The 24,658-nt window shown below is 64.2% G+C and carries 20 protein-coding genes; 10 read left to right on the top strand and 10 right to left on the bottom strand.

Annotated features, from left to right (window positions below; all coding sequences use genetic code 11):
- Nucleotides 1-103: 103 nt before the first annotated feature.
- From V0R62_RS04040 to V0R62_RS04030, 3 genes are all read right to left on the bottom strand, one after another.
- Nucleotides 104-925: an ATPase gene (locus tag V0R62_RS04040; RefSeq protein WP_330102856.1), complete on the bottom strand. Its 822-nt coding sequence runs from the start codon at nucleotides 923-925 to the stop codon at nucleotides 104-106.
- Nucleotides 926-1,012: 87 nt separating this feature from the next.
- Entirely contained in the window at nucleotides 1,013-2,008 is a 996-nt protein-coding gene (locus V0R62_RS04035) for an NAD-dependent epimerase/dehydratase family protein (RefSeq protein ID WP_330102855.1), read from the bottom strand.
- Nucleotides 2,009-2,057: 49 nt separating this feature from the next.
- Nucleotides 2,058-2,948 carry a LysR family transcriptional regulator ArgP gene (locus tag V0R62_RS04030; protein WP_330102854.1) on the bottom strand — a complete coding sequence of 297 codons (891 nt, stop codon included), beginning with the start codon at nucleotides 2,946-2,948 and terminating at the stop codon, nucleotides 2,058-2,060.
- A gap of 125 nt (nucleotides 2,949-3,073) precedes the next feature.
- Here V0R62_RS04030 and V0R62_RS04025 point away from each other — a divergent pair, with 125 nt between their 5' ends.
- The 9 genes from V0R62_RS04025 (at nucleotide 3,074) to V0R62_RS03985 (ending at nucleotide 16,830) form a co-directional block, all read left to right on the top strand.
- Nucleotides 3,074-3,673: a LysE/ArgO family amino acid transporter gene (locus V0R62_RS04025; RefSeq protein WP_062572928.1), complete on the top strand. Its 600-nt coding sequence runs from the start codon at nucleotides 3,074-3,076 to the stop codon at nucleotides 3,671-3,673.
- A gap of 352 nt (nucleotides 3,674-4,025) precedes the next feature.
- Complete coding sequence (locus V0R62_RS04020) at nucleotides 4,026-4,622, top strand: superoxide dismutase (RefSeq protein WP_050703881.1); 597 nt, start codon at nucleotides 4,026-4,028, stop codon at nucleotides 4,620-4,622.
- Between the two features lie 321 nt (nucleotides 4,623-4,943).
- Entirely contained in the window at nucleotides 4,944-6,995 is a 2,052-nt protein-coding gene (locus tag V0R62_RS04015) for a putative bifunctional diguanylate cyclase/phosphodiesterase (RefSeq protein WP_050703880.1), read from the top strand.
- A 159-nt stretch (nucleotides 6,996-7,154) separates the two neighbouring features.
- Entirely contained in the window at nucleotides 7,155-8,492 is a 1,338-nt protein-coding gene (locus V0R62_RS04010) for an imelysin family protein (RefSeq protein WP_050703879.1), read from the top strand.
- A 313-nt stretch (nucleotides 8,493-8,805) separates the two neighbouring features.
- Complete coding sequence (locus tag V0R62_RS04005) at nucleotides 8,806-10,227, top strand: di-heme oxidoreductase family protein (RefSeq protein ID WP_330102853.1); 1,422 nt, start codon at nucleotides 8,806-8,808, stop codon at nucleotides 10,225-10,227.
- Nucleotides 10,228-10,246: 19 nt separating this feature from the next.
- Nucleotides 10,247-11,311 carry an imelysin family protein gene (locus tag V0R62_RS04000; protein WP_330102852.1) on the top strand — a complete coding sequence of 355 codons (1,065 nt, stop codon included), beginning with the start codon at nucleotides 10,247-10,249 and terminating at the stop codon, nucleotides 11,309-11,311.
- A gap of 2 nt (nucleotides 11,312-11,313) precedes the next feature.
- Nucleotides 11,314-12,411, top strand: coding sequence for a DUF1513 domain-containing protein (locus V0R62_RS03995; RefSeq protein ID WP_330102851.1), 1,098 nt, complete (start codon nucleotides 11,314-11,316; stop codon nucleotides 12,409-12,411).
- A 224-nt stretch (nucleotides 12,412-12,635) separates the two neighbouring features.
- Nucleotides 12,636-13,778: an efflux RND transporter periplasmic adaptor subunit gene (locus tag V0R62_RS03990; RefSeq protein ID WP_330102850.1), complete on the top strand. Its 1,143-nt coding sequence runs from the start codon at nucleotides 12,636-12,638 to the stop codon at nucleotides 13,776-13,778.
- 13 nt (nucleotides 13,779-13,791) lie between these two features.
- Nucleotides 13,792-16,830, top strand: a complete 3,039-nt coding sequence (locus V0R62_RS03985; protein ID WP_330102849.1) for a multidrug efflux RND transporter permease subunit — start codon at nucleotides 13,792-13,794, stop codon at nucleotides 16,828-16,830.
- An 868-nt stretch (nucleotides 16,831-17,698) separates the two neighbouring features.
- On the opposite strand, the gene V0R62_RS03980 is transcribed toward V0R62_RS03985, so the two are convergent.
- The 5 genes from V0R62_RS03980 to colR all read right to left on the bottom strand — a co-directional run bounded on the left by V0R62_RS03980 (nucleotide 17,699) and on the right by colR (nucleotide 21,423).
- The gene (locus tag V0R62_RS03980; RefSeq protein ID WP_050703873.1) at nucleotides 17,699-17,929 is read right to left on the bottom strand and encodes a hypothetical protein; all 231 of its coding nucleotides are present in this window, start codon (nucleotides 17,927-17,929) and stop codon (nucleotides 17,699-17,701) included.
- Entirely contained in the window at nucleotides 17,926-18,627 is a 702-nt protein-coding gene (locus tag V0R62_RS03975) for a lipopolysaccharide kinase InaA family protein (protein ID WP_110739823.1), read from the bottom strand. The genes V0R62_RS03980 and V0R62_RS03975 overlap by 4 nt, the downstream gene beginning before the upstream one ends.
- 6 nt (nucleotides 18,628-18,633) lie before the next feature.
- Complete coding sequence (locus tag V0R62_RS03970) at nucleotides 18,634-19,314, bottom strand: class I SAM-dependent methyltransferase (RefSeq protein ID WP_330102848.1); 681 nt, start codon at nucleotides 19,312-19,314, stop codon at nucleotides 18,634-18,636.
- Nucleotides 19,315-19,421: 107 nt separating this feature from the next.
- A complete protein-coding gene (locus V0R62_RS03965) occupies nucleotides 19,422-20,750 on the bottom strand; it encodes a sensor histidine kinase (protein WP_330102847.1) in 1,329 nt (442 codons plus the stop codon).
- Nucleotides 20,740-21,423 carry a two-component system response regulator ColR gene (gene colR / locus V0R62_RS03960; RefSeq protein WP_028689695.1) on the bottom strand — a complete coding sequence of 228 codons (684 nt, stop codon included), beginning with the start codon at nucleotides 21,421-21,423 and terminating at the stop codon, nucleotides 20,740-20,742. Before colR ends, V0R62_RS03965 begins: the two co-directional genes overlap by 11 nt.
- Nucleotides 21,424-21,602: 179 nt before the next feature.
- On the opposite strand from colR, the gene V0R62_RS03955 reads away from it, so the two are divergent.
- Nucleotides 21,603-22,337 (top strand): phosphatase PAP2 family protein, encoded by a 735-nt coding sequence (locus tag V0R62_RS03955; RefSeq protein WP_330102846.1) that lies wholly within the window; start codon nucleotides 21,603-21,605, stop codon nucleotides 22,335-22,337.
- A 131-nt stretch (nucleotides 22,338-22,468) separates the two neighbouring features.
- Here V0R62_RS03955 and groL read toward each other — a convergent pair whose 3' ends face one another.
- Together groL and V0R62_RS03945 are read right to left on the bottom strand one after the other, a co-directional pair.
- Nucleotides 22,469-24,109, bottom strand: coding sequence for a chaperonin GroEL (gene groL / locus V0R62_RS03950; protein ID WP_186714038.1), 1,641 nt, complete (start codon nucleotides 24,107-24,109; stop codon nucleotides 22,469-22,471).
- A gap of 48 nt (nucleotides 24,110-24,157) precedes the next feature.
- Nucleotides 24,158-24,451, bottom strand: a complete 294-nt coding sequence (locus V0R62_RS03945; protein ID WP_028689692.1) for a co-chaperone GroES — start codon at nucleotides 24,449-24,451, stop codon at nucleotides 24,158-24,160.
- Between the last annotated feature and the right edge of the window lie 207 nt (nucleotides 24,452-24,658).

The following is a 24,658-nucleotide window of genomic DNA, read 5'->3' as shown; positions in this document are numbered from 1 at the left end:
AAAAACAAAGGCGCCTGATACGAAGTACCCGGCGCCTTGACACTCTCTAAATGATTGTTGCTATCAATATCAAACTTCAGCAATGCCCTCGTGGAAGAACGAATCAAGGCCGTGCGTTGATCTGCTGCTGCAAGTTCTGGATCTGGCTTTGCAGGGTGCTGATGTTGCGGGTCACCTGACCACGGAAGGCATCGAACTCCTGCACCGAGGCTCCGCCGGCCGCCGCCGGTCGGTTATCCACCTGACTCTTCAGCACCAGCACATCCTGCTCCAGGCTCTCGATCGCCGCGCTCGGATTGCCCTGCTTCTTCAGCGCCGCCACTTCAGTGCTCAGGCTCTTGAGCTGACCATCCAGCTTACCGCCATCCACCTGACCCGACTTCAGCGCCGCCAGCTCGGCATTGACCGCCTTGAGCTGTGCCTGCAGCTGGCCCTGCAATTCGGTCACCGCCTTCTGCTGCTCGCGGGTGTCGGCCAGCACCTGTTCCAGGCGCTTGCCCAGGTCCCCTGCCTGCCCGGCGACGCCCTGCTGCTGCTTGTCCTGCTCGGCCAACGAGGCCTGCAACTGGCGGATCTGCAGCTTCAACGCCTCGCTGCCGGTGCTGTTGCTGGACTCGCTGGCATCGACCTTGCCGCTGATCGCCTGCAGCCGCCCGGCCGCTTCCTCGCTGATGCGGGCAAAGCTTTCCTGGGTCGCGACCAGTTGCTGCTCCATCAGGGTGATCTGCTGGAAGCTCCACCAGCCAAGCCCGCCCAGGGCGATGAACGAGGCGCCGAGCAAGGCCCACAGCGGGCCGTTGCTGCGTGGGCGCGCTGCCTTCTGGCGGCTGCGGGCTACATGGGCGGGCAGCAGTTCATCGTCATCAGGGGTGCCGGCACGCAGGGTGGGCACATCGTCAAAATCATCGTGGGCGTCATTACGCATGGGTGCATTCAACCGCGGTGGTAGCAAAGAGACATGAGTATAAACCGCCTGGGCGGCGCACTGATGACCATCATCCCGCCCACAGGTTCAGCGTTGCCCGGCCTGCGCCTGCCACCAGCCACAGAATTCATCCAGCGCGGACCACACATCGGCCTTGGGTCGGTAGTCGAGGTACTGGCGGGCACGGCTGATATCCAGGGTGAAATCGCTGCTCATCACCTGCACCGCCGTGCGGCTGAGGGTCGGCTGAGGGCGCCCGGGCCAGAGCAGGCAGGCGGCCTCGTTGAGCGCGGCCAGGCCATAGGCCAGGCTGGGGGAGCGGTAGCGGGTGACCTGTGGCAGTTGCATGCGACGCATCACGTAGTTGACCACGTCCCACAGCGGCAAGGGCTGACCGTTGCTGATGTTGTAGGCCTGACCGAGCGCCTGCTCCTCGGCGAACAACGAGCCGAGCAACGCCTCGTTGAGGTTGTGCACACTGGTGAAGTCGACCTTGTTCAGGCCATTGCCGATGATCGCCACGCGCCCCTTGGCCTGCATGCGCATCAGCCGCGGGAAAATGCTCGCGTCGCCGGCACCGGTGACGAAGCGCGGGCGCAGCGCCAGCACTTCCAGGCCGAACTCCTGGGCGCCGAACACTTTCTGCTCGGCCAGGTGCTTGGTCAGCGCGTAATGGTCATGGAAGCGGCGCGGTACCTGGTCCTCGCGGATATCCAGGCGTGAACGGCCGGTGAAGTAGATCGACGGCGACGACAGGTGCACCAGGCGCCGCACATGCTCCTTGATGCAGCCCTCGACCACGTTCTCGGTCAGCACCACGTTGCCCTGATGGAAGTCCTGGTAGCGGCCCCAGGTGCCCACGGCGCCGGCGCAGTGCACCACCGCGTCCACACCCTGGCACAGGCGCCGGGCCAGCTCGGCGTCGCCCAGGTCGCCCGGGATGAACTGCGCCCCGCGCTTGACCAGGTGCTCCACGCCCTCCGCCCGCCGGCCATTGACCCGCACCTCCAGGCCCTGCTCCAGGGCGAAGCGCGCAAAGCGCCCGCCGATGAAGCCGCTCGCGCCGGTGACCAGAATTCGCATGTAAGACTCCGCCTTGCCAGATTTCGGATGCAGCTGACGCCCGATGTGCCTACAAGGGCACCAGCCAGTGCCGCGCCGAGTGGCGCAGGTGATCGGTCAGCTGGGCGAGCAACTGCCCGCCGTTGCGCCAATGATGCCAGTACAGCGGCACATCGATGGGGGTATCGGCGCAGATTTCCACCAACTCGCCACGGGCCAGCTGTTCGGCCACCTGCCGCTCCGGTACCAGCCCCCAGCCCAGGCCAGCCTCGGTCATGCGCAGGAAACCTTCGGACGAGGGACACAGATGATGCAGAAAACCGTCCTGCACGCCCAACGACGCCAGGTAGCGATGCTGGAGAAAATCGTCCGGCCCGAACACGATCGCCGGAGCACGGGCCAACCGCTCGACCGCGAAGCCCTGGGGGAAGTAGCGCGCCATGAACGCGGGGCTGGCCAGCGCCCGGTAGCGCATCGACCCCAAAGGCAGGCTGCGCGCTCCGGCCACGGGACGTTCGCTGCCACACAGGCACGCCGCCACCTCGCCCGCGCGCATGCGCTTGAGTCCGACTTCCTGGTCCTCGACCACCAGATCGAGCAAGACCTGTTGCTGCGCGCAGAAAGCGCCCACGGCACCTGCCCACCAGGTCGCCAGGCTGTCGGCGTTGAGGGCGATGCGCAGGCGCTCGGGCATGCCCTCCTCGTCCAGCGCCGGCACCTGGCGCTGCAGGTCGCGCTCGAGCAGGCGCACCTGCTGCACATGGTTGAGCAACTGCCGCCCGACCTCGGTCGGGCTCGGTGGCGTGGCGCGCACCAGTACCGGCTGGCCGACCCGCGCCTCAAGCAGCTTGATGCGTTGCGAGATGGCCGATTGCGACAGCCCCAGCACCTGGGCGGCGCGCTCGAAACCGCCTTGTTCGATCACCGCGGCAAGGGCGGCGAGCAGCTTGTAGTCGAACATCGATTTCTCTAATGCCTGATCAGCTCTATTGGTTTTTCTTATACCGTCGCAGCCGCCACAATAGCCACATCTTTCTTGTTGATCCGCGCCGATGCCCGCATCGGTGCCAGTGGAGTGTTCCCGCTATGTGGCAAAGCTATCTCAACGGCATGCTGGTGGCCTTCGGCCTGATCATGGCCATCGGCGCGCAGAACGCCTTCGTCCTGGCGCAGAGCCTGCGCCGCGAGCATCACCTGCCGGTGGCGGCGCTGTGCGTGGTCTGCGACGCGCTGCTGGTCGCCGCCGGGGTGTTCGGCCTGGCCACCGTGCTGGCCCACAACCCCACGCTGCTGGCCGTGGCGCGCTGGGGTGGCGCGGTATTTCTGATCTGGTACGGCGCCAAGGCGCTGCGCAGCGCATTTTCCAAGCAGAGCCTGCAGCACCGGGAAGGCCAGGGCATGCGCTCACGCCGCGCGGTGTTGCTGAGCGCGCTGGCGGTGACCCTGCTCAACCCCCATGTGTACCTGGACACCGTGCTGCTGATCGGCTCCCTCGGCGCCCAACAGACCGTGCCCGGCGCCTATGTAGCCGGCGCCGCCAGTGCCTCGCTGGTGTGGTTCTCGACCCTCGCGATCGGCGCCGCCTGGCTGGCGCCGTGGCTGGCACGCCCGGCGACCTGGCGCATGCTCGACCTGATGGTGGCGGTGATGATGTTCGCGGTGGCGGCGCAGTTGATCTTCAACTGACGCACGTCCCTGTAGGAGCGGCCTTGCCGAGGCGTCGGACCGGCCGGAAAGGGCCGCAGCGCGGCCCCGGCGATCTTTGCATGCACGCTGAAATCCTGGGGCCGCTACGCAGCCCTTTCGCGGCACAAGGCCGCTCCTACAGGAATTGCGCATCGCCTGGAAGGGGCCGCCGGTCGGCCCCCGCCAACCGCTCTGGAACCTCTATTCCCCACAGATGTTGCGTGGTTAAGCGCCCGGGCCGGTGCTATGATCCAGCCCTCGCGTCGCAAAGAGTACAAACTCGCCGACGCTCATCAGGCCACCCGTGAGGCCTGGCGCAAACCGCAAACAGACCTGAATCAGGAGATCCACCATGGCTTTTGAATTGCCGCCGCTGCCGTACGCCCACGATGCCCTGCAGCCGCACATCTCCAAGGAAACCCTGGAGTTCCACCACGACAAGCACCACAACACCTATGTCGTGAACCTGAACAACCTGGTCCCAGGCACCGAATTCGAAGGCAAGACCCTGGAAGAGATCGTCAAGAGCTCTTCGGGCGGCATCTTCAACAACGCAGCCCAAGTCTGGAACCACACCTTCTACTGGAACTGCCTGTCGCCAAACGGCGGCGGCCAACCGACCGGCGCCCTGGCCGAGGCCATCACCGCCGCCTTCGGCTCGTTCGACAAGTTCAAGGAAGAGTTCACCAAGACTTCGGTCGGCACCTTCGGCTCCGGCTGGGGCTGGCTGGTGAAGAAGGCCGACGGCTCCCTGGCCCTGGCCAGCACCATCGGCGCCGGCTGCCCGCTGACCAGCGGCGACACCCCGCTGCTGACCTGCGACGTCTGGGAACACGCCTACTACATCGACTACCGCAACCTGCGTCCGAAGTACGTCGAGGCGTTCTGGAACCTGGTCAACTGGACCTTCGTTGCCGAGCAGTTCGAAGGCAAGACCTTCAAGGCCTGATTGTTCGCCTTGAATGCAAAAGACCCGGCCTGAGTGCCGGGTTTTTTGTTGCCTGGCATGACACCGTCGCATTCGGCAACGACATACCTGACAGAAATGTTTGCAACCGATCCGCGCGCTCTTGCTCAGACCGCATAGCGCGCTAACATCAACCTTCTGGAAAGTTGACGCAGCGCACTCAAGTCGCATGACCGTTCGACCGATACAGAGCCAAGGGCAATTCCGTCGACGGACAGGTTGCCTGCCGGGGTATCAGGTCGATAGTCTCCCGCCATGGTTGATGGCAAAATAATGGCATGCGCATGGATTAAGGAAACCCCATTGAAGCTGGAATTTCGAAACAGCTTATCGGTCAAGCTGCTGAGGGTCGTACTGCTCTCGGCGCTGGCTGTCGGCGTCGTACTCAGCTGTGCGCAGATCGTCTATGACGCCTACAAGACCCGCCAGTCCGTGAACAACGATGCCCAGCGCATCCTCGACATGTTCCGCGACCCATCGACCCAGGCGGTGTACAGCCTCGACCGGGAAATGGGCATGCAGGTGATGGAGGGCCTGTTCCAGGACGAGTCGGTGCGCATGGCCTCCATCGGTCACCCCAACGAAACCATGCTGGCGGAAAAGTCCCGGCCGCTGCAGGACATGTCCATGCGCTGGCTGACCGACCTGATCCTCGGCCAGGAGCGCACCTACACCACACAGCTGGTCGGCCGTGGCCCGTACAGCGAGTACTACGGCGACCTGAGCATCACCCTCGACACCTCTTCCTACGGCGAGGACTTCCTGATCAACGCCGTGATCATCTTCATCTCCGGCGTGCTGCGCGCCCTGGCCATGGGCCTGGTGCTGTATCTGGTGTACCACTGGCTGCTGACCAAACCGCTGTCGAAGATCATCGACCACCTGACCCAGATAAACCCCGACCGCCCCAGCCAACACCAGATTCCGCAGCTCAAGGGCCACGAGCGCAATGAGCTGGGTCTCTGGGTCAACACCGCCAACCAGCTACTGGCCTCCATCGAACGCAACACCCACCTGCGCCACGAGGCCGAGAACAGCCTGCAGCGCATGGCCCAGTACGACTTCCTCACCGGTCTGCCCAACCGCCAGCAGTTACAGCAACAACTGGACAAAATCCTGGACGACGGTGGCCGCCTGCAACGCCGCGTCGCCGTCTTGTGCGTGGGCCTGGACGATTTCAAGGGCATCAACGAGCAGTTCAGCTATCAGGTCGGCGACCAGTTGCTGCTGGCCCTGGCCGACCGCCTGCGCGCCCACAGCGGCCGCCTCGGCGCCCTGGCGCGGCTGGGTGGCGACCAGTTCGCCCTGGTCCAGGCCAACATCGAACAGCCCTACGAAGCCGCCGAACTGGCCCAGAGCATCCTCGACGACCTCGAGGCGCCCTTCGACCTCGACCACCAGCAGATCCGCCTGCGTGCCACCATCGGCATCACCTTGTTCCCCGAGGACGGCGACAGCACCGAAAAGCTGCTGCAGAAGGCCGAACAGACCATGACCCTGGCCAAGGCCCGCTCGCGCAACCGCTACCAGTTCTACATCGCCAGCGTCGACAGCGAGATGCGCCGCCGCCGCGAGCTGGAAAAAGACCTGCGCGAAGCCCTGCCGCGCAACCAGCTGTACCTGGTGTACCAGCCGCAGATCAGCTACCGCGACCACCGTGTGGTCGGCGTCGAGGCGCTGCTGCGCTGGCAGCACCCGGAACTGGGCATGGTCCCGCCCGACCAGTTCATCCCCCTGGCCGAACAGAACGGCAGCATCATCAGCATCGGCGAATGGGTGCTCGACCAGGCCTGCCGGCAACTGCGCGAATGGCATGACCAGGGCTTCAGCGAACTGCGCATGGCAGTCAACCTGTCCACCGTGCAACTGCACCACAACGAGCTGCCGCGGGTGGTCAACAACCTGCTGCAGGCCTACCGTCTGCCGCCGCGCAGCCTGGAGCTGGAAGTCACCGAGACCGGCCTGATGGAAGACATCAGCACCGCCGCCCAGCACCTGCTGAGCCTGCGCCGCTCCGGCGCCTTGATCGCCATCGACGACTTCGGCACCGGCTATTCCTCGCTCAGCTACCTGAAGTCGCTGCCGCTGGACAAGATCAAGATCGACAAGAGCTTCGTCCAGGACCTGCTCGACGATGACGACGACGCCACCATCGTTCGCGCCATCATCCAGCTGGGCAAGAGCCTGGGCATGCAGGTGATCGCCGAAGGCGTCGAGACCGCCGAGCAGGAGAGCTACATCATCGCCCAGGGCTGCCACGAGGGTCAGGGCTACCACTACAGCAAGCCGTTGTCCGCGCGCGAACTGACCAGTTTCCTCAAGCAGGCGCAACGCAACCAGGTTTCCGCCCTGTAAGCCCCGCCGATCTTGGCGATGCACCGCGAACGGGCGTTTGCATGAAATGCGCGCCCGACTCTTTACAGCAAATGCAAATCTTTCGCATGATGTGGCGGTTTCGCGTGCCACGGCGCACGGTCCACCCTTGGTCCAACCACACGACGCAGGAAACCAACAATGATTCGAATGCCTCTGGCCTCCGCCAGTCTGCTGGCCATCGCCATCGCTCTCGCCGGTTGCGGCGAAGGCAAGGACGACAAGGCCGCCGCACCGCAAGCCCAGGCACCTGCCGCCGCCAGCACCACCGCCGCGGCGCCGGGGGCTGTCGATGAAGCGGCCGCTAAGGCCGTGGTCAAGCACTACGCCGACATGGTCCATGCCGTGTACAGCGACTCGCTGAGCACCGCCAAGCAACTGCAGACCGCCGTCGACGCGTTCCTGGCCAAGCCCAACGACCAGACCCTGAAGGCCGCCCGTGACGCCTGGGTCGCCTCGCGCGTGCCGTACCTGCAGAGCGAAGTGTTCCGCTTCGGCAACACCATCATCGACGACTGGGAAGGCCAGGTGAACGCCTGGCCCCTGGATGAAGGCCTGATCGACTACGTCGACAAGAGCTACGAGCACGCCCTGGGCAACCCGGCGGCCAATGCCAACATCATCGCCAACACCGAGATCCAGGTCGGCGAAGACAAGATCGACGTCAAGGACATCACCCCCGAGAAGCTCGCCACCCTCAACGAGCTGGGCGGCTCGGAGGCCAACGTCGCCACCGGCTACCACGCCATCGAGTTCCTGCTCTGGGGCCAGGACCTCAATGGCACCGGCCCGGGCGCTGGCAACCGTCCGGCTTCCGACTACCTGGAGGGCAAGGGCGCCACGGGCGGCCACAACGACCGTCGTCGTGCCTACCTGAAAGCGGTCACCGACCTGCTGGTCAAGGACCTCGAAGAGATGGTCGGCAACTGGGCGCCGAACGTCGCCGACAACTACCGCGCCACCCTCGAAGGCGAGCCGGCCAACGACGGCCTGCGCAAGATGCTGTTCGGCATGGGCAGCCTGTCCCTGGGCGAACTGGCCGGCGAGCGCATGAAGGTCTCGCTGGAAGCCAACTCGCCGGAAGACGAGCACGACTGCTTCAGCGACAACACCCACTACTCGCACTTCTACGACGCCAAGGGCATCCGCAACGTCTACCTGGGCGAGTACACCCGTGTCGACGGCACCAAGCTGAGCGGCCCGAGCCTGTCGTCGCTGGTGGCCAAGGCCGACCCGGCCACTGACGCCACCCTCAAGGCCGACCTGGAAGCCACCGAGGCCAAGATCCAGGTGATCGTCGACCACGCCCTCAAGGGCGAGCACTACGACCAGCTGATCGCCGCCGACAACGCCGCCGGCAACCAGATCGTGCGTGACGCCATCGCCTCGCTGGTCAAGCAGACCGGCGCGATCGAGCAGGCCGCGGGCAAGCTGGGCATCGACAACCTGAACCCGGATACCGCCGATCACGAGTTCTGATCAGCGTCGCGGTTCAGCAGAGGCGGCCTTCGGGCCGCCTTTTTGTTTTCCAGCAATACCACCGTCCCCTGTAGGAGCGGCCTTGCCGAGGCGTCGGACCGGTCGGAAAGGGCCGCGAAGCGGCCCCAGCAATCTTTGCGTCAACACCGAAATCCTTGGGCCGCTTCGCGCCCCTTTCGCAACACAAGGCTGCTCCTCGCCGATAAGGCCAGCTGACACCGATTTCATCCAGCAATTGCAAATTGCTCTTATTCAAACATCCCTGGCCTGATAAGCTTGCACGCCGGTTTTTCGCCCATGCCCAGGATCCTCGATGTCCTTGCTCCGCCTAAGCCCCCTGCTGCTGGCCCTCGCCCTCGCCGCCTGTGACGACGCTCCGCGTTTCACTCAGGCCGAGCCCGGCGAAGCCCTCTCCGGCGGCAAGGCCACGGTGCAACGCAGCGACCGCAACGCCTATTCGCTGCCCTCGGCCAATCTCACCCCCGAGCGACGCCTGGATTTCGCCGTGGGCAACAGCTTCTTTCGCAACCCCTGGGTGATCGCCCCCTCCACCACCACCGCCCGCGATGGCCTCGGCCCGTTGTTCAACACCAACGCCTGCCAGAACTGCCACGTGCGCGACGGTCGCGGCCATCCGCCGGAGCCGGACGACAGCAACGCGGTGTCGATGCTGGTGCGCCTGTCGATCCCCGACCAGCCCTACTACGCCCGCGAGATCGAGCGCCTGGGCGTGGTCCCCGAACCGGTCTACGGCACCCAGTTGCAGGACATGGCCATTCCCGGCGTGGCCCCGGAAGGCAAGGTGCGGGTGAGCTACGACAACCACAGCGTCACCTTCAAGGACGGCCACCAGGTCGAACTGCGCCGCCCGACCCTGCAAATCACCCAGCTCGGCTATGGCCCGCTGCACCCGGACACCCGTTTCTCGGCCCGGGTCGCCCCGCCGATGATCGGCCTGGGCCTGCTCGAAGCCATCCCCGAGGCCGACCTGCTGGCCAACGAAGACCCGGACGACCTCAACCGCGACGGCATCCGCGGCCGCGCCAACCGGGTCTGGGACGATGCCCAGCGCAAGACCGTGGTCGGCCGCTTCGGCTGGAAGGCCGGGCAGCCCAATGTCAACCAGCAGAACGTGCACGCCTTCGCCGGCGACATGGGCCTGACCACCACCCTGCTGCCAAAGGACGACTGCACCGCGGCGCAGGTCGATTGCCTGGCCGCGCCCAACGGCGACGGTCAGGGTGGCGAGAAGGAAGTCAGCGACAACATCCTGCGCCTGGTCACCTTCTACACCCGCAACCTCGCCGTACCGGCGCGGCGCAACGTCGATGCGCCGCAGGTGCTGGCGGGCAAGAACCTGTTCTACCAGGCCGGCTGCCAGGGCTGCCACACGCCGCAGTTCACCACCGCCGCCGATGCGTCCGAGCCGGAACTGGCCGGCCAGGTAATCCGCCCCTACAGCGACCTGCTGCTGCACGACATGGGCCCGGGCCTGAGCGACGAGCGCACCGAGTTCGCCGCCAACGGCCAGGACTGGCGCACCCCGCCACTGTGGGGCATCGGTCTGAGCGAAACCGTCAGCGGCCACAGCCAGTTCCTCCACGACGGTCGCGCCCGCAACCTGCTCGAAGCCGTGCTCTGGCACGGTGGCGAGGCCCAGGCGGCGCGCGATCACGTACTGACCTTCAATGCCGAGCAGCGCGCCGCGCTGCTGGCGTTCCTGAATTCACTTTAAACCGCACAAGGAGCCGGGCATGTTCCGACCCAAACTGTTGTTCACCAGCCTCGCCGCCCTCGCCCTCGGCGCCTGCTCGCCGCAAGACCCGCAGGCAGTGACCTCCGCGGCTATCGCCAAGCAGGTGATCCTGCCGACCTACAGCCGCTGGGTCGAAGCCGACCGGCAGCTGGCCGCCAGCGCCCTGGCCTACTGCGAAGGCAAACAGTCCCTGGAGACCGCCCGCGCCGACTTCCTCAACGCGCAGAAGGCCTGGGCCGAGCTGCAGCCGTTGCTGGTCGGCCCGCTGGCCGAAGGCAACCGCCCGTGGCAGGTGCAGTTCTGGCCAGACAAGAAGAACCTGGTCGGCCGCCAGGTCGAGCAGTTGGTCAACGGCGAGCAGGCGGTCACCGCCGAGTCGCTGGGCAAGGCCAGCGTGGTGGTGCGTGGCCTGTCGGCCTACGAATACATCCTGTTCGACAGCAAGCCGGACATCGCCAGCGCCGAGCAGAAGGCCCGCTACTGCCCGCTGCTGGTGGCCATCGGCGAACACCAGAAGGCCCTGGCCGAGGAGATCCTCAAGGGCTGGAACAGCACCGACGGCATGCTGTCGCAGATGACCAAGTTCCCCAACCAGCGCTACGCCGACTCCCACGAGGCGATCGCCGACCTGCTGCGGGCCCAGGTCACCGCCCTGGATACCCTGAAGAAGAAGCTCGGCGCGCCGATGGGCCGGCAGAGCAAGGGAATCGCGCAGCCGCTGCAGGCCGAGGCCTGGCGCAGCCACTCGTCGATCAAGAGCCTGGAAGCCTCGCTCAAGGCCGCCCAGACCGTCTGGGTCGGGGTCGACAACCAGGGCCTGCGCGGCCTGCTGGGCAAGGATCAGGCGGCACTGGCGCAAAAGATCGACGACGCCTACGCTGCGGCGATCAAGCTGCTGGCCGACAACCAGAAGACCATGGGCGAGCTGCTGGCCGACGACGCCGGCAAGCAGACCCTCAACCAGATCTACGACGCGCTCAACGTCGTCCACCGCCTGCACGAAGGCGAGCTGGCCAAGGCGTTGAACATCCAGCTGGGCTTCAATGCCAACGACGGTGACTGATCATGCTGCGACGCCAGGCCCTGAAACTCGGTAGCGTGTTGCTCAGCGCCCTGACCCTGGGCGGCTGGAGCCTGTTCCGCGGCAAAGGCAGCGAACCCTTGCTGCTGTCGGCGCGCGACGACGGCGACGGCAAGCACTACGCCGTCGGCTTCCGCCTGGACGGCACCCAGGTGTTCAGCACCCAGGTGGCCCAGCGTTGCCATGCGATCATCAACCACCCGACGCTGCCGATCGCCTTGTTCGTCGCGCGCCGCCCCGGCACCGAGAGCTACCTGGTCGACCTGCGCGACGGCCGGCTGCTGCAGACCCTCGCCTCGCAACCGCAACGGCACTTCTACGGCCATGCGGTGATCCACAAGGACGGCGAGTGGCTGTATACCACCGAGAACGACACCAGCGACCCTGGTCGCGGCGTACTGGGCGTCTATCGGTTCGAAGGCGAACGCCTGGTGCACAGCGGCGAGCTTTCCACCTACGGCATCGGCCCTCATGAGGTGGCCTGGCTGCCCGATGGCGAGACCCTGGTGGTGGCCAACGGCGGTATCCGCACCGAGGCCGAGAGCCGGGTGGAAATGAACCTCGACGCGATGGAGCCGAGCCTCGTGCTGATGCAGCGCGACGGCACCTTGCTGAGCAAGGAGACCCTGGCCCAGCAGATGAACAGCGTGCGCCACCTGGCGGTGGGCGACGATGGCACCATCGCCGCCTGCCAGCAGTTCATGGGTGGCTCGGAAGAGACCGCCGAGCTGCTGGCGATCAAGCGACCGGGCGAGCCGTTCAAGGCCTTCCCGGTGCCGGAGCGCCAGCTGCAGTCGATGGCCCAGTACACCGCCAGTGTCGCCATCCACAGCGATCTGCGCCTGGTGGCCTTGACCGCGCCACGGGCCAATCGCCTGTTCATCTGGGATCTGGACAGCGGCGCGGTGAAACTCGATGCGCCGATGCCCGATTGCGCCGGGGTCGGGACGGTGAAGGATGGCTTCGTCGTCACCTCCGGGCAGGGGCGTTGCCGATTCTACGATTGCCGCAAGGCGGAGCTGATCGGCCAGCCTATGAACCTGCCTTCGGGCTTCTGGGATAACCACCTGCACCTGGTCTGATTGGCTGTAGAAGATATCGCAGGGCAAATCGCAGGCGTGCCGCCACTCCCACGAAGACGTGGGAGCGGCGGTGCGCCGATGCGACTTGCCCCGCGACTTGGCCGGCGCAAGTTTATCCCTCCCCTTTTCCACAAAACCGACAATACTTTCCCCCACCGCACGTGGGCCGGATCGCCCGTGGTCGTGCCCAGTGAATAACAAACCCACATCCAGGGAACCGGACCATGTTGCGCCGCCGCATGCTGATCATGTTGGCCGTCGTCCTGCTGATCGTATTGATCCTGGGGGGCATCAAGGCCTTTTCCATCTACCAGCAGGTGCAGATGTTCTCGCAGCCCCGGCCGCCGGTGAGCGTGGCTGCGGCCCAGGCCGAGCTGCGCCAGTGGCAGGAACGCCTGCCGGCGGTCGGTAGCCTCAAGGCCTATCAAGGCGTGGAGCTGAGCCTGGAAGTCGCCGGCACGGTAAAGTCGCTGCACTTCGAGTCCGGGCAACAGGTGAAGGCAGGCCAGTTGCTGCTGCAACTGGACAGCGACCAGGAGACCGCCCTGCTCGGCACCGCCCAGGCCGACTTGGGGCTGGCCAAGGTCGACTTTGGCCGTGGCAGCCAACTGGTCGGTGATTCGGCCATCTCCCGCGGCGAGTTCGACCGCCTCACCACCCAGTACCGGCGTAACCAGGCGGTGGTCGAACAGCTCAAGGCCTCGCTGGCGAAAAAGAGCATCAACGCCCCGTTCAGCGGCACCATCGGCATCCGCCAGGTGGACGTCGGTGCCTACCTGGCCAGCGGCACGGTGATCGCCACCCTGCAGGACCTGTCCAGCCTTTACGTCGACTTCAATGTGCCCGAGCAGGCGCTGCCGCACCTGAGCCTCGGCCAGCGAGTGCTGGCACAGGTGGCCGCCTACCCCGAGCAGACCTTCCCCGCCAGCCTCAGCGCGATCAACCCCAAGGTCGAGGAAAGCACCCGCAACCTGCTGGTCCGTGCCACCCTGGCCAACCCCGAGGGCAAGCTGCTGCCGGGCATGTTCGCCAGCCTGCAAGTGCTGTTGCCCGACCCACAGCCGCTGGTAGTGGTGCCGGAGAACGCCATCACCTACACCCTCTATGGCAACTCGGTATACCGGGTCAGCGAGAAAAAGGGCGAGGACGGCCAGCCCCAACGCGACGCCAACGGCCAACCGCAACTGATCGCCGAGCAGCTCACCGTGCAGACCGGCGAGCGTCGCGAGGGCTGGGTCGTGGTGCTCAAGGGGCTGCAGGCCGGCGATCAGGTGGTCACCGCCGGCCAGCTCAAGCTGAGTCCCGGCGCGGCGATCCGCATCAGCGCCGACACTGCCCTCAAGCCCACCGCGCCCGGCGCGAAGTGAACGGGAGGCGGCCATGGCGTTCACCGACCCGTTCATCCGCCGCCCGGTGCTGGCCTGCGTGGTCAGCCTGCTGATCCTGCTGCTCGGCCTGCAGGCCTGGAGCAAGCTGCAGATCCGCCAGTACCCGCAGATGGAAAACGCCCTGATCACCGTGACCACCGCCTACCCTGGGGCCAATGCCGAGACCATCCAGGGCTACATCACCCAGCCCTTGCAGCAGAGCCTGGCCAGCGCCGACGGCATCGACTACATGACCTCGGTGAGCCGGCAGAACTTCTCGATCATTTCGGTCTACGCGCGGATCGGCGCCGACACCGACCGCCTGTTCACCCAGTTGCTGGCCAAGGCCAACGAGGTGCGCAACAAGCTGCCCCAGGATTCCGAGGACCCGGTGCTGAGCAAGGAGGCCGCCGATGCCTCGGCGCTGATGTACATCAGCTTCTACAGCAACGAGATGAGCAACCCGCAGATCACCGACTACCTGTCCCGGGTCATCCAGCCCAAGCTGGCCACCTTGCCCGGCATGGCCGAGGCCGAGATCCTCGGCAACCAGGTGTTCGCCATGCGCATCTGGATCGACCCGGTGAAGCTGGCCGGCTTCGGCCTGTCGGCGGTGGACGTGACCAACGCCGTGCGCCGCTACAACTTCCTTTCCGCCGCCGGCGAGGTGAAGGGCGAGTACGTGGTCACCAGCATCAACGCCACCACCGAGCTGAAATCCGCCGAGGCCTTCGCTGCCCTACCGGTCAAGACCAGCGGCGACAGCCGGGTACTGCTGGGCGACGTGGCACGGGTGGAAATGGGCGCGGAAAACTATGACACGGTCAGTTCGTTCGACGGCACGCCATCGGTGTACATCGGCATCAAGGCCACGCCGGCGGCAAACCCGCTGGAGGTGATCAAGGAAGTGCGACGGATCATGCCGCAGCTGGAAGAGGAACTGCCTTCGAGCCTCAAGGTGTCCATTGCCTACGACGCCACCCTGTTCATCCAGGCGTCCATCGACGAGGTGATCAAGACCCTCGGCGAAGCGGTGCTGATCGTCATCGTCGTGGTGTTCCTGTTCCTCGGCGCCCTGCGCTCGGTGGTGATCCCGGTGGTGACCATCCCGCTGTCGATGATCGGCGTGCTGTTCTTCATGCAGATGATGGGCTACTCGCTGAACCTGCTGACGCTGCTGGCCATGGTGCTGGCCATCGGCCTGGTGGTGGACGACGCGATCGTCGTGGTGGAAAACATCCACCGTCATATCGAGGAAGGCAAGACGCCCTTCGACGCAGCCCTGGAAGGCGCCCGCGAGATCGCCCTGCCGGTGGTGTCGATGACCATCACCCTGGCCGCGGTGTACGCGCCCATCGGTTTTCTCACCGGGCTGACCGGTGCCCTGTTCAAGGAGTTCGCCCTGACCCTGGCCGGGGCGGTGGTCATCTCCGGGATCGTCGCCCTCACCCTGTCACCGATGATGTGCGCCCTGCTGTTGCGCCACGAGCAGAATCCCAGTGGCCTGGCCCACCGCCTGGACCTGATCTTCGACGCGCTCAAGGTGCGTTACCAGCGCCTGCTGCACGGCACCCTGAACAGCCGCCCGGTGGTGCTGGTGTTCGCCGTGCTGATCCTGTGCCTGATCCCGGTGTTGCTGATGTTCACCCGCAACGAACTGGCGCCGGAGGAGGACCAGGGGGTGATCTTCATGATGAGCAGTTCACCGCAGACCGCCAACCTGGACTACCTCAACGCCTACACCGACCAGTTCACGCCGATCTTCAAGCGCTTCCCCGAGTACTACTCGTCGTTCCAGATCAACGGTTTCAACGGTGTGCAGAGCGGGATCGGCGGCTTCCTGCTCAAGCCCTGGAACGAGCGCGAGCGCACGCAGATGCAGTTGTTGCCGCTGGTGCAGGCGGAGCTTGAGCAGATCGGCGGGCTGCAGATCTTCGGCTTCAACCTGCCGTCGCTGCCCGGCACCGGCGAGGGCCTGCCGTTCCAGCTGGTGATCAACACCGCCGGTGACTACCCGGCCCTGCTGGAGGTGGCCCAGCGGGTCAAGGAGCGCGCCCAGGCGTCGGGCAAGTTTGCCTTCCTCGACATCGACCTGGCCTTCGACAAGCCCGAGGTGGTGATCGACATCGACCGCGCCAAGGCGGCGCAGATGGGGGTGTCGATGGACACCCTGGGCAGCACCCTGGCGACCTTGCTGGGCGAGGCCGAGATCAACCGCTTCACCCTTGAGGGCCGCAGCTACAAGGTCATCGCCCAGGTCGAACGGCCGTACCGTGCCAACCCTGGCTGGCTGAACAACTACTACGTGAAGAACGAGCAGGGCCAGTTGCTGCCGCTCTCGACGCTGATCACCCTCAGCGACCGCGCCCGGCCGCGCCAGCTCAATCAGTTCCAGCAGTTGAACTCGGCGATCATCCAAGGGGTGCCGCTGGTGAGCATGGGCGAGGCCCTGGAAACCGTGCGCGCCATCGCCCGCGAGGAGGCGCCCGAGGGGTTCTCGCTGGACTATGCCGGGACGGCGCGGCAGTTCGTCCAGGAGGGCAGCGCGTTGTGGGTGACCTTCGGTCTGGCGCTGGCAATCATCTTCCTGGTGCTGGCGGCGCAGTTCGAGAGTTTTCGGGATCCGCTGGTGATTCTGGTGACGGTGCCGTTGTCGATCTGCGGGGCGTTGTTGCCTTTGTTCCTTGGGGTTTCGAGCATGAACATCTATACCCAGGTGGGGTTGGTGACCCTGATCGGGCTGATCACCAAGCATGGGATTCTGATTGTCGAGTTTGCCAATCAGCTACGGGATGAGCGGGGGCTTGGGGTACGGGAGGCGATTGAGGAAGCTGCCGCGATTCGCCTGCGGCCGGTGCTGATGACCACGGCGGCCATGGTATTTGGCATGGTGCCCTTGATTTTGGCCTCTGGGGCCGGGGCGGTCAGTCGGTTTGATATCGGGATGGTGATTGCTACCGGGATGTCGGTTGGGACGTTGTTTACGTTGTTTGTTTTGCCTTGTATTTATAGTGTTTTGGCGCATAAGGGACGGGTTGCTGTTCGTGGGTGATTGTTTTGAGTTTTGTATGCGCATTCATAGACGATGCCGACATTTAGTCACCTTTCCGCCCTTACGGCGGCCTACTTTTCTCGTGGAAAAAGTAGGCAAAACCGTTCCGCTCCGTTCATCCGGCCCCTGCGCTTCGCTCCGGGGTTCCCTCGCTCCGTTCTTGCTCCCGGGAGGACCGCGCTGAACGCCCCATCCAGGGGCGCAGCGCTTGACGGGCATCCATGCCCGTCACCTCCCTCCGCAAGAACTCCGCTCGGCCTCCTGAAGTCGCAATTGGTGTTGCCTGAACTACCGCGCGCTTAGAAGCAAGAGCAAGATCAAGAGCAAGAGATGCGAAGTTAGTTGTTTGACAGTTAGTTATGTATTGGCTGTTCCGGCCCTTTCGCGGGACGAGCCCGCTCCTACAGGGGTATATATAACGGCGACTATTGCGTGGGAGCGGGCTTGCCCCGCTAAACAATCGAGAGATCAACTAAAAACCAACTAGCGACAGCTGCGCCAGTCCAGGCGCCGCTCGTAACTTCGCGACTTCAGGAGGCCGAACGTAGGACTTGCGGAGGGAGGTGACGGGCATGGATGCCCGTCAAGCGCTGGGGCCCAGGATGGGCCCTGCAGCGCGGTCCTCCCGGGAGCAAGGCCGGAGCGTAGGGCCGGATGAATGGAGCGAGGATTTTTTGGTGACTTTTTGATCCTTCAAAAAGTTACCCGCCGTAAGGGCGGAAAGGTGAATAATCGTCGACATCGCAAATGAATGCGCATAAAGCTTCAAAAACAAACACCAACCAACCAACCAACCAACTATGAACCCCAAACAAACAAACGCCAGAGATCCATAAATAAACCCCTGGCGCAAAACACAAAACCCACGTCAACCAAACGGCCGCAACCCCTGCCTCATCCCAAACAAGAACAACAGAAGATCATGATCCGGCTCAGCCCGCCCCCGCTCTTCCCTGGCCACCCGTGGCAACGGACACACCCCACCGACCTCAGCCTTGCTGAAAACCGTAGGCCGCGGCTGCTCCCAGGCCGCCGCCGCCGCCGTGGTCACCGCCAACGCCGCGACCAGGAATAAAGCTCGAGCGATTTCTAGTTTCATTGCTCTAAACCTTTGACCGCGCTGCCAAACGCCATTTGGTAAAAATAGAGCAAGGTCTGCCATTCCGCCTCGTTGAACGACGAGTGGCGGCGCAGCTGCCGCAGGTCGTTAGAGGCCGCCCGCTGGCAACTGATCCGCCGCCGGCACTTCTCCAGGTCCAGCAACGCCACTTCCACCCGCGCCTGCTCGCCCTCACCCAGCACCTTGACGAACACATGCTTGCCATACAGGCAGCCATGCTGCCAATGCCCCAGGTGCATGCGCGCCAGGTTGTCCGCCAGGTCCTTGAGCATGCGCTCGTGCACCGCCTGCGGGTAATGCTCACGGGCCCCGGAGGCATGCCAGGCATCGAGGTCGACGAAACCATCGAGCGCCTCGCTGACCAGCAACGCCCGCCACTGATGATCCGCGTCCCGCTCGGCCCCGGCGTAGACGATTCGCGGTACCCGCACGCCCAGTTGCTCGAAACTGTTCAGCGCATCGAGTTCGCGCAGCACCGTGGGTCGCCCGAACGGATGCAACAGGCTGCGGTAGATGTGCCCGACCTGACGTTTGGCATACAGCAGATGCCCATCGCCGTCGCTCAGGCGCTGCACGCCACTCTCGCCGCCACGCCGCTGGTTGGGCTCTTCGACCCACTCCCCCTGCTGCTGCCAGTAGTAGTCGAACTGCCTGGACTGATTCTGGGCTACCGCCATCACTCATTACCCCTTGCGCAATACGTACACTCGCCACATGGCATAGAACGGCAGAAAGTCGAGTCGTTCCTGAATTCTGAATCCCGCTGACGCAAATTCTTCTTCAACTGTAGCCGCCGGTAACACGAAGCGGTTCTGATAGCTGTCCTGCGTCGCCCGGGCACTGCGCCTGGCTTCGAGCTTGCGACGTCGCCAGGCCTTGAAATTGCCATCCACCCACAGAGAGAGGATCACGCTATCTCTGCTAACCCTTTGAAATTCCGAGAGTATTGTCTTTCGGTGGGCCGGGTCGCCGATATGGTGGAACAGGCGCATGCAAAAGATGCTGTCGACTGCGTTGTCCGGCAGGTCGATGGCGAACGCAGAAGTCTGCAAAGGGCGTACCCGCGCAACCACCTCTGGCGGTTGTGACGCACAGGCTGTCTCGATCATCGCCGCCGAATTATCGGCACCGATGATCACGCGGTTGGCCTTTTCGGCCAGCAGTGGCCAGAAACGTCCGGCGCCGCAGGGCAGGTCGAGCACCAGACCAGGCTCGCCGGCCAGCGCCAGGGCACGCCGGGCCAATTGCTCGTCACGCTGGTGGGACAGGCGCCGAGCCAGGCCATCCTGGTGCTTGAGGAAGTACTCCCGAGCGTGATTGCGGTCGTACTTGTCCGAGAATTCGAGTTTGATGGGGCTACGCATTGGACATCTCCTGACTCCAGTGCGCTCACCTTAGGTAGGCAAGCGTTGGAATCAGGTCATGTCGATGTGAAAAATCTGTAAGCGCCAAATGCAGGTGTTACAGGACGTTAATCAGGATCCAATAGCCCATCCCGGCCTTCACCGTCCTGCATCACTTTGGTGCCCTGGCTCAGGTCCACCTGGAAGCGGCAGCCATGGGGCAGCGTCGCGGTCAGGGTGACGCGCCAGCCCTGATCGTCACAGATGCGTTGCACCAGCGACAACCCCAGGCCCAGGCCCTCGCCACGGCGCTCGTCGCCTCGCACGAACGGCCGGAACATCGCCTCGCGCTGTTCCTCCGGAATCCCCACGCCACTATCCTCGACACTGAAGCCGTTGGCCTCAAGGCTCAGACGGATATAGCCGCTGTCGGTGTAATGCGCCGCGTTGCGCAAGAGGTTACCCATCACCGACTGCAGGAACGTGGCGTTGTACAGCACCGGGCTGGCGCTGATCCGGCCGTCGTAGTAAAGCGCCAGGCCCTTCTGTTCGATGGTGTCGCGCCATACGCCGATCAGGTCGTCGCCCACCTCACGCAAGGTTGCCCGTGATGCGATGGCGCCTTCATCGCGCTGGGCACGGGCCAGCATCAGGAAAGTCTTCACCAGTTCGCGCATTTCCTCGGTCGCCCGGGCGATGCGTTCGACCTGGCTGCGCGCCCGCCCATCGAGGCCGGGGTTTTCCATCAGCAACTCGCACGAGGTCGCCAAGACCATCAGCGGCGTGCGCAGCTCATGACTGACGTCGCTGGTGAACAGCCGCTCGCGGGTCAGGGCATCGCGCAGGCGCCCCAGGGTGTCGTCGAAGGCGACGGCCAGTTGACCGACCTCGTCCGCCGCGTAGTCCGGCGCCAACGGCGGCGCCAGGCCCAGCAACTGGTCACGGTGGCGGACCTGGCGCGCCAGACGGATCACCGGCGCCATCACCCGCCGCGCCAGCAACCAGCCGAGTATCACCGCCAGGGCCAGACTGAGCACGAAGCCGACCACCACCACGGCGAACAGCACCCGCTCGCGCTCCTCGAAATCGCTCTGGTCCTGCAACAGCACATAGCGCCGGCCGTCGACGATCTCGACCATGGCATGGTACGAGAGCTGGTCGCGAAACACCTCGTGGAAGCCTGCCTCCAGGTGACGCAGGTCCTTGGGCAACTCGAAGTCATCGCGCCCGCCGCTGAAATAGAACAGCTGGTCGGGGCGTGGCCGGTGGCTCCAGTCGCTGACGCTGTCCATGCGCAGCAGGCGCTGCAGGTCACCGCCGAGCACCGACGAGATCAAGCGTTCCTCGACCAGATGCACCGTGGCGACGATGCCGAAGGCGAAGGCTCCGGCCACCAGCGCGCTCATCAGCGCGAAAGCGATGATGATCCGCTGGGCAAGGCTCTGCTTAAACTCCATCGCGTCCCTCGGCGAGGCGATAGCCGACGCCATGGACGGTATGCAGCAGGGGCTTGTCGAACGGCTTGTCGATCACCTGGCGCAACTGGTGGACGTGACTGCGCAGGCTGTCGCTGTCCGGGCAATCGTCGCCCCACAGCGCTTCCTCCAGCACCTCACGGCGCAACACATGGGGGCTCTTCTGCATCAGCACGGCCAGCAATTTCAGGCCAACCGGGTTGAGCTTGAGCAGGCGCCCCTGGCGGGTCACCTCCAGGGTATCGAGGTCGTAGCTCAGGTCGGCGACCTGCAGGGTACGCCGGCCACCGCCCTGGGCACGACGCAGTACCGCCTCGATACGCGCCGCCAGCTCGGACAGCGCGAACGGCTTGAGCAGGTAATCGTCCGCGCCCGAGCGGAAGCCTTGCAGGCGGTCGTCCAGCTGGTCGCGGGCGGTGAGCATGATCACCGGCGTGTCGCGCCGGGCATCCTCGCGCAGACGCTTGCACAGCGTGTAGCCATCGATGCCCGGCAACATGATGTCGAGCACGATCAGGTCGTAGTGTTCGGTCGCTGCCAGGTGCAGGCCGGACAGGCCATCCTGGGCACAGTCGACGGTGTAGCCCTTCATGCCGAGGTAGTCGGCCAGGTTGGCCAGAATATCGCGGTTGTCTTCAACCAAAAGAATGCGCATCGAGGTCTCCTGTGCGGCGCTTCGCCGGGCGCGGCAGGCGCAGCTTACGGCCAATGCCTGCATGGTGCCATGCCCTGGCTCGAAATCACCGAACTTGACAGTTTTTTCACCGATCATTCACGCACTCAGGATAGCGGGCACCTGACAATGCACGGTCTTTTCCATCCTCTGGAGTCACCATGCAGGCATCCGTGCGCCCTCGCCCGATCAACCCGTGGCTTTACCTGGGCATCCCTTTCGTCACCGCCATGGCCTTGATCCTGCTCGAATGGACATCGCTGGACATGGATGTGGCCAACCTGTTCTACGACCCGGTTGCCAGTCAGTTCATCGGTCGCCACAGCTATCTGCTGGAAACCATCCTGCATGACCGGGTCAAGCAGGGCGTGATCATCTTCGGGCTGCTGGCCGTGGTCGGCTTCGCCCTGAGTTTCTTCTGGCAGCGGCTGCTGGGCTGGCGCCGCGAGCTGGGTTGCCTGGTGTTGGCGCTGGGGCTGTCGACCGCCTTCGTCACGCCACTGAAGAAGGTGACCCAGGTGCAATGCCCATGGAGCCTGACCCAGTTCGGCGGCAAGGAAACCTACAGCAAGCTGCTGGAGCCGCGCCCTGCCACCGACAAGCCCGGACTGTGCTGGCCGGGTGGGCATGCCGCGACCGGATTCTGCCTGTTCGGCTTGTTCTTCATGCTGCGCGACCGCCGTCCGCGCCTGGCAAGGGTAGCGCTGGCGGTGGCCTTCGTGGCCGGCTCGGTACTGTCGATCGGACGGATGATGCAGGGCGCACATTTCCTGTCGCACAACGTGTGGACGGCGGTGTTCTGCTGGTTGATCGGGCTGGGGTCGTACTACCTGGTGCTGTATCGCCGGGGCCGCCTTACGGCCCTTTCGCGGCACAAGGCCGCTCCTACAGGGTAATGCGATTTCCTGTAGGAGCGGCCTTGTGCCGCGAAAGGGCTGCAAGGCAGCCCCACTGCACCTTGAGGTAAATGAAAAAGCCCCGGTTCTCGCGAACCGGGGCTTTCCTTGGCGCAGGGGGTAAGGCTGGCTTACATCATGCCGCCCATGCCACCCATGCCGCCCATGTCAGGCATGCCAGCAGCTGGCTTGTCTTCCGGCAGGTCGGCAACCATGGCTTCGGTGGTGATCATCAGACCGCCGATCGAAGCTGCGGCTTGCAGGGCCGAACGGGTGACCTTGGCTGGGTCCAGGATACCCATCTCGATCATGTCGCCGTATTCGCCGGTAGCGGCGTTGTAGCCGAAGTTGCCCGAACCTTGCTTGACCTTGTCAGCGACAACGCTTGGCTCGTCGCCGGCGTTGGCAGTGATCTGGCGCAGCGGGGCTTCGACGGCGCGACGCAGCAGGGCGATACCGACGTTCTGGTCTTCGTTGTCGCCCTTCAGGTTGACAATGGCAGCCAGGGCGCGAACCAGGGCAACACCACCGCCAGGCACCACGCCTTCTTCGACGGCTGCACGGGTAGCGTGCAGGGCGTCTTCGACGCGGGCTTTCTTCTCTTTCATCTCAACTTCGGTACCGGCACCGACCTTGATCACGGCAACACCGCCAGCCAGCTTGGCCAGACGCTCTTGCAGCTTCTCACGGTCGTAGTCCGAAGTGGTGTCGGCAACCTGGGCGCGGATCTGGGTGACGCGAGCCTGGATGTCGGCTTCTTCGCCAGCACCGTCGATGATGGTGGTGTTTTCCTTGGACAGGATCACACGCTTGGCGTTACCCAGGTGCTCCAGGGTGGCGGTTTCCAGGGACAGGCCGATCTCTTCGGAGATTACGGTACCGCCGGTCAGGACGGCGATGTCCTGCAGCATGGCCTTGCGGCGGTCGCCGAAGCCCGGGGCCTTGACCGCGGCAACCTTGACGATGCCGCGCATGTTGTTGACCACCAGGGTGGCCAGAGCCTCGCCCTCGACGTCCTCGGCAACGATCAGCAGCGGACGGCCGGCCTTGGCAACGGCTTCCAGTACTGGCAGCAGCTCACGGATGTTGGAGATCTTCTTGTCGACCAGCAGCAGCAGCGCGCCTTCCAGCTCTGCAACCATGGTGTCCGGCTTGTTGACGAAGTACGGCGACAGGTAGCCACGGTCGAACTGCATGCCTTCTACGACGGACAGTTCGTTTTCCAGGCCCGAGCCTTCTTCAACGGTGATCACGCCTTCTTTACCGACTTTTTCCATGGCTTCGGCGATGATTTCACCGATGGAGTTGTCGGAGTTGGCGGAGATGGTGCCGACCTGAGCGATGGCCTTGGAGTCGGCGCATGGCTTGGACAGGTTTTTCAGTTCGGCAACAACGGCAGCAGTGGCCTTGTCGATACCGCGCTTCAGATCCATCGGGTTCATGCCGGCAGCGACGGCTTTCAGGCCTTCGTTGACGATGGCCTGAGCCAGGACGGTAGCGGTGGTGGTGCCGTCACCGGCAGCGTCGTTGGCCTTGGAAGCGACTTCCTTGACCAGCTGGGCGCCCATGTTCTCGAAAGCGTCTTTGAGCTCGATCTCTTTGGCGACGGAAACGCCGTCCTTGGTGATGGTCGGCGCGCCGAAGCTCTTGGCCAGGACCACATTGCGGCCTTTCGGGCCCAGGGTCGCTTTTACCGCGTCAGCCAGAACGTTGACACCAACCAGCATTTTCTTACGGGCGGAATCGCCGAATTTTACGTCTTTAGCAGCCATGATCGTTTAATCCTTGGAATTCTTTGGAGTAACGGGAAGTCGGGGAAATCAGGCTTCGATAACGGCCAGGATTTCGTTCTCGGCCATGACCAGCAGGTCTTCGCCATCGACTTTCACGGTGTTGCTGCCCGAGTAAGGGCCGAAAACCACTTTGTCACCCACTTTCACGGCCAGCGCGCGTACTTCGCCGTTGTCCAGGATACGACCGGTGCCGACGGCAACGACTTCGCCGCGGTTTGGTTTTTCAGCGGCCGAACCCGGCAGGACGATACCGCCAGCGGTTTTCGATTCTTCTTCGCTGCGACGGATGACGACGCGGTCATGCAGAGGACGAAGCTTCATTGTCGATCTCTCCCAAATTGTGGTTTTCATCGGCCGGTGTCGACACCGGCGGGTTGATTCGATCCGGCCTTGCCGGGCGTGGCCCGCACAGGGCGAACCACCTATGTCATGTCTGGTGTCGCCACCAGAAACCTTGCGGTGACACATACATGAGGCCGGGATATTCGATTACAAGGCTTGCTACAGAAAAATTTTCATAAGGTATGA

The sequence above is a fragment of the Pseudomonas carassii genome, from assembly GCF_036324045.1.
GTDB lineage: Bacteria > Pseudomonadota > Gammaproteobacteria > Pseudomonadales > Pseudomonadaceae > Aquipseudomonas > Aquipseudomonas peradeniyensis.
This window is presented reverse-complemented; position numbering and strand designations above follow the sequence as displayed.

Coding starts and splice junctions, on each gene's coding strand:
- V0R62_RS04040 (WP_330102856.1), bottom strand. CDS start 925: ATGCGTAATGACGCCCACGATGATTTTGACGATGTGCCCACCCTGCGT.
- V0R62_RS04035 (WP_330102855.1), bottom strand. CDS start 2,008: ATGCGAATTCTGGTCACCGGCGCGAGCGGCTTCATCGGCGGGCGCTTT.
- V0R62_RS04030 (WP_330102854.1), bottom strand. CDS start 2,948: ATGTTCGACTACAAGCTGCTCGCCGCCCTTGCCGCGGTGATCGAACAA.
- V0R62_RS04025 (WP_062572928.1), top strand. CDS start 3,074: ATGTGGCAAAGCTATCTCAACGGCATGCTGGTGGCCTTCGGCCTGATC.
- V0R62_RS04020 (WP_050703881.1), top strand. CDS start 4,026: ATGGCTTTTGAATTGCCGCCGCTGCCGTACGCCCACGATGCCCTGCAG.
- V0R62_RS04010 (WP_050703879.1), top strand. CDS start 7,155: ATGATTCGAATGCCTCTGGCCTCCGCCAGTCTGCTGGCCATCGCCATC.
- V0R62_RS04005 (WP_330102853.1), top strand. CDS start 8,806: ATGTCCTTGCTCCGCCTAAGCCCCCTGCTGCTGGCCCTCGCCCTCGCC.
- V0R62_RS04000 (WP_330102852.1), top strand. CDS start 10,247: ATGTTCCGACCCAAACTGTTGTTCACCAGCCTCGCCGCCCTCGCCCTC.
- V0R62_RS03995 (WP_330102851.1), top strand. CDS start 11,314: ATGCTGCGACGCCAGGCCCTGAAACTCGGTAGCGTGTTGCTCAGCGCC.
- V0R62_RS03990 (WP_330102850.1), top strand. CDS start 12,636: ATGTTGCGCCGCCGCATGCTGATCATGTTGGCCGTCGTCCTGCTGATC.
- V0R62_RS03985 (WP_330102849.1), top strand. CDS start 13,792: ATGGCGTTCACCGACCCGTTCATCCGCCGCCCGGTGCTGGCCTGCGTG.
- V0R62_RS03980 (WP_050703873.1), bottom strand. CDS start 17,929: ATGAAACTAGAAATCGCTCGAGCTTTATTCCTGGTCGCGGCGTTGGCG.
- V0R62_RS03975 (WP_110739823.1), bottom strand. CDS start 18,627: ATGGCGGTAGCCCAGAATCAGTCCAGGCAGTTCGACTACTACTGGCAG.
- V0R62_RS03970 (WP_330102848.1), bottom strand. CDS start 19,314: ATGCGTAGCCCCATCAAACTCGAATTCTCGGACAAGTACGACCGCAAT.
- V0R62_RS03965 (WP_330102847.1), bottom strand. CDS start 20,750: ATGGAGTTTAAGCAGAGCCTTGCCCAGCGGATCATCATCGCTTTCGCG.
- colR (WP_028689695.1), bottom strand. CDS start 21,423: ATGCGCATTCTTTTGGTTGAAGACAACCGCGATATTCTGGCCAACCTG.
- V0R62_RS03955 (WP_330102846.1), top strand. CDS start 21,603: ATGCAGGCATCCGTGCGCCCTCGCCCGATCAACCCGTGGCTTTACCTG.
- groL (WP_186714038.1), bottom strand. CDS start 24,109: ATGGCTGCTAAAGACGTAAAATTCGGCGATTCCGCCCGTAAGAAAATG.
- V0R62_RS03945 (WP_028689692.1), bottom strand. CDS start 24,451: ATGAAGCTTCGTCCTCTGCATGACCGCGTCGTCATCCGTCGCAGCGAA.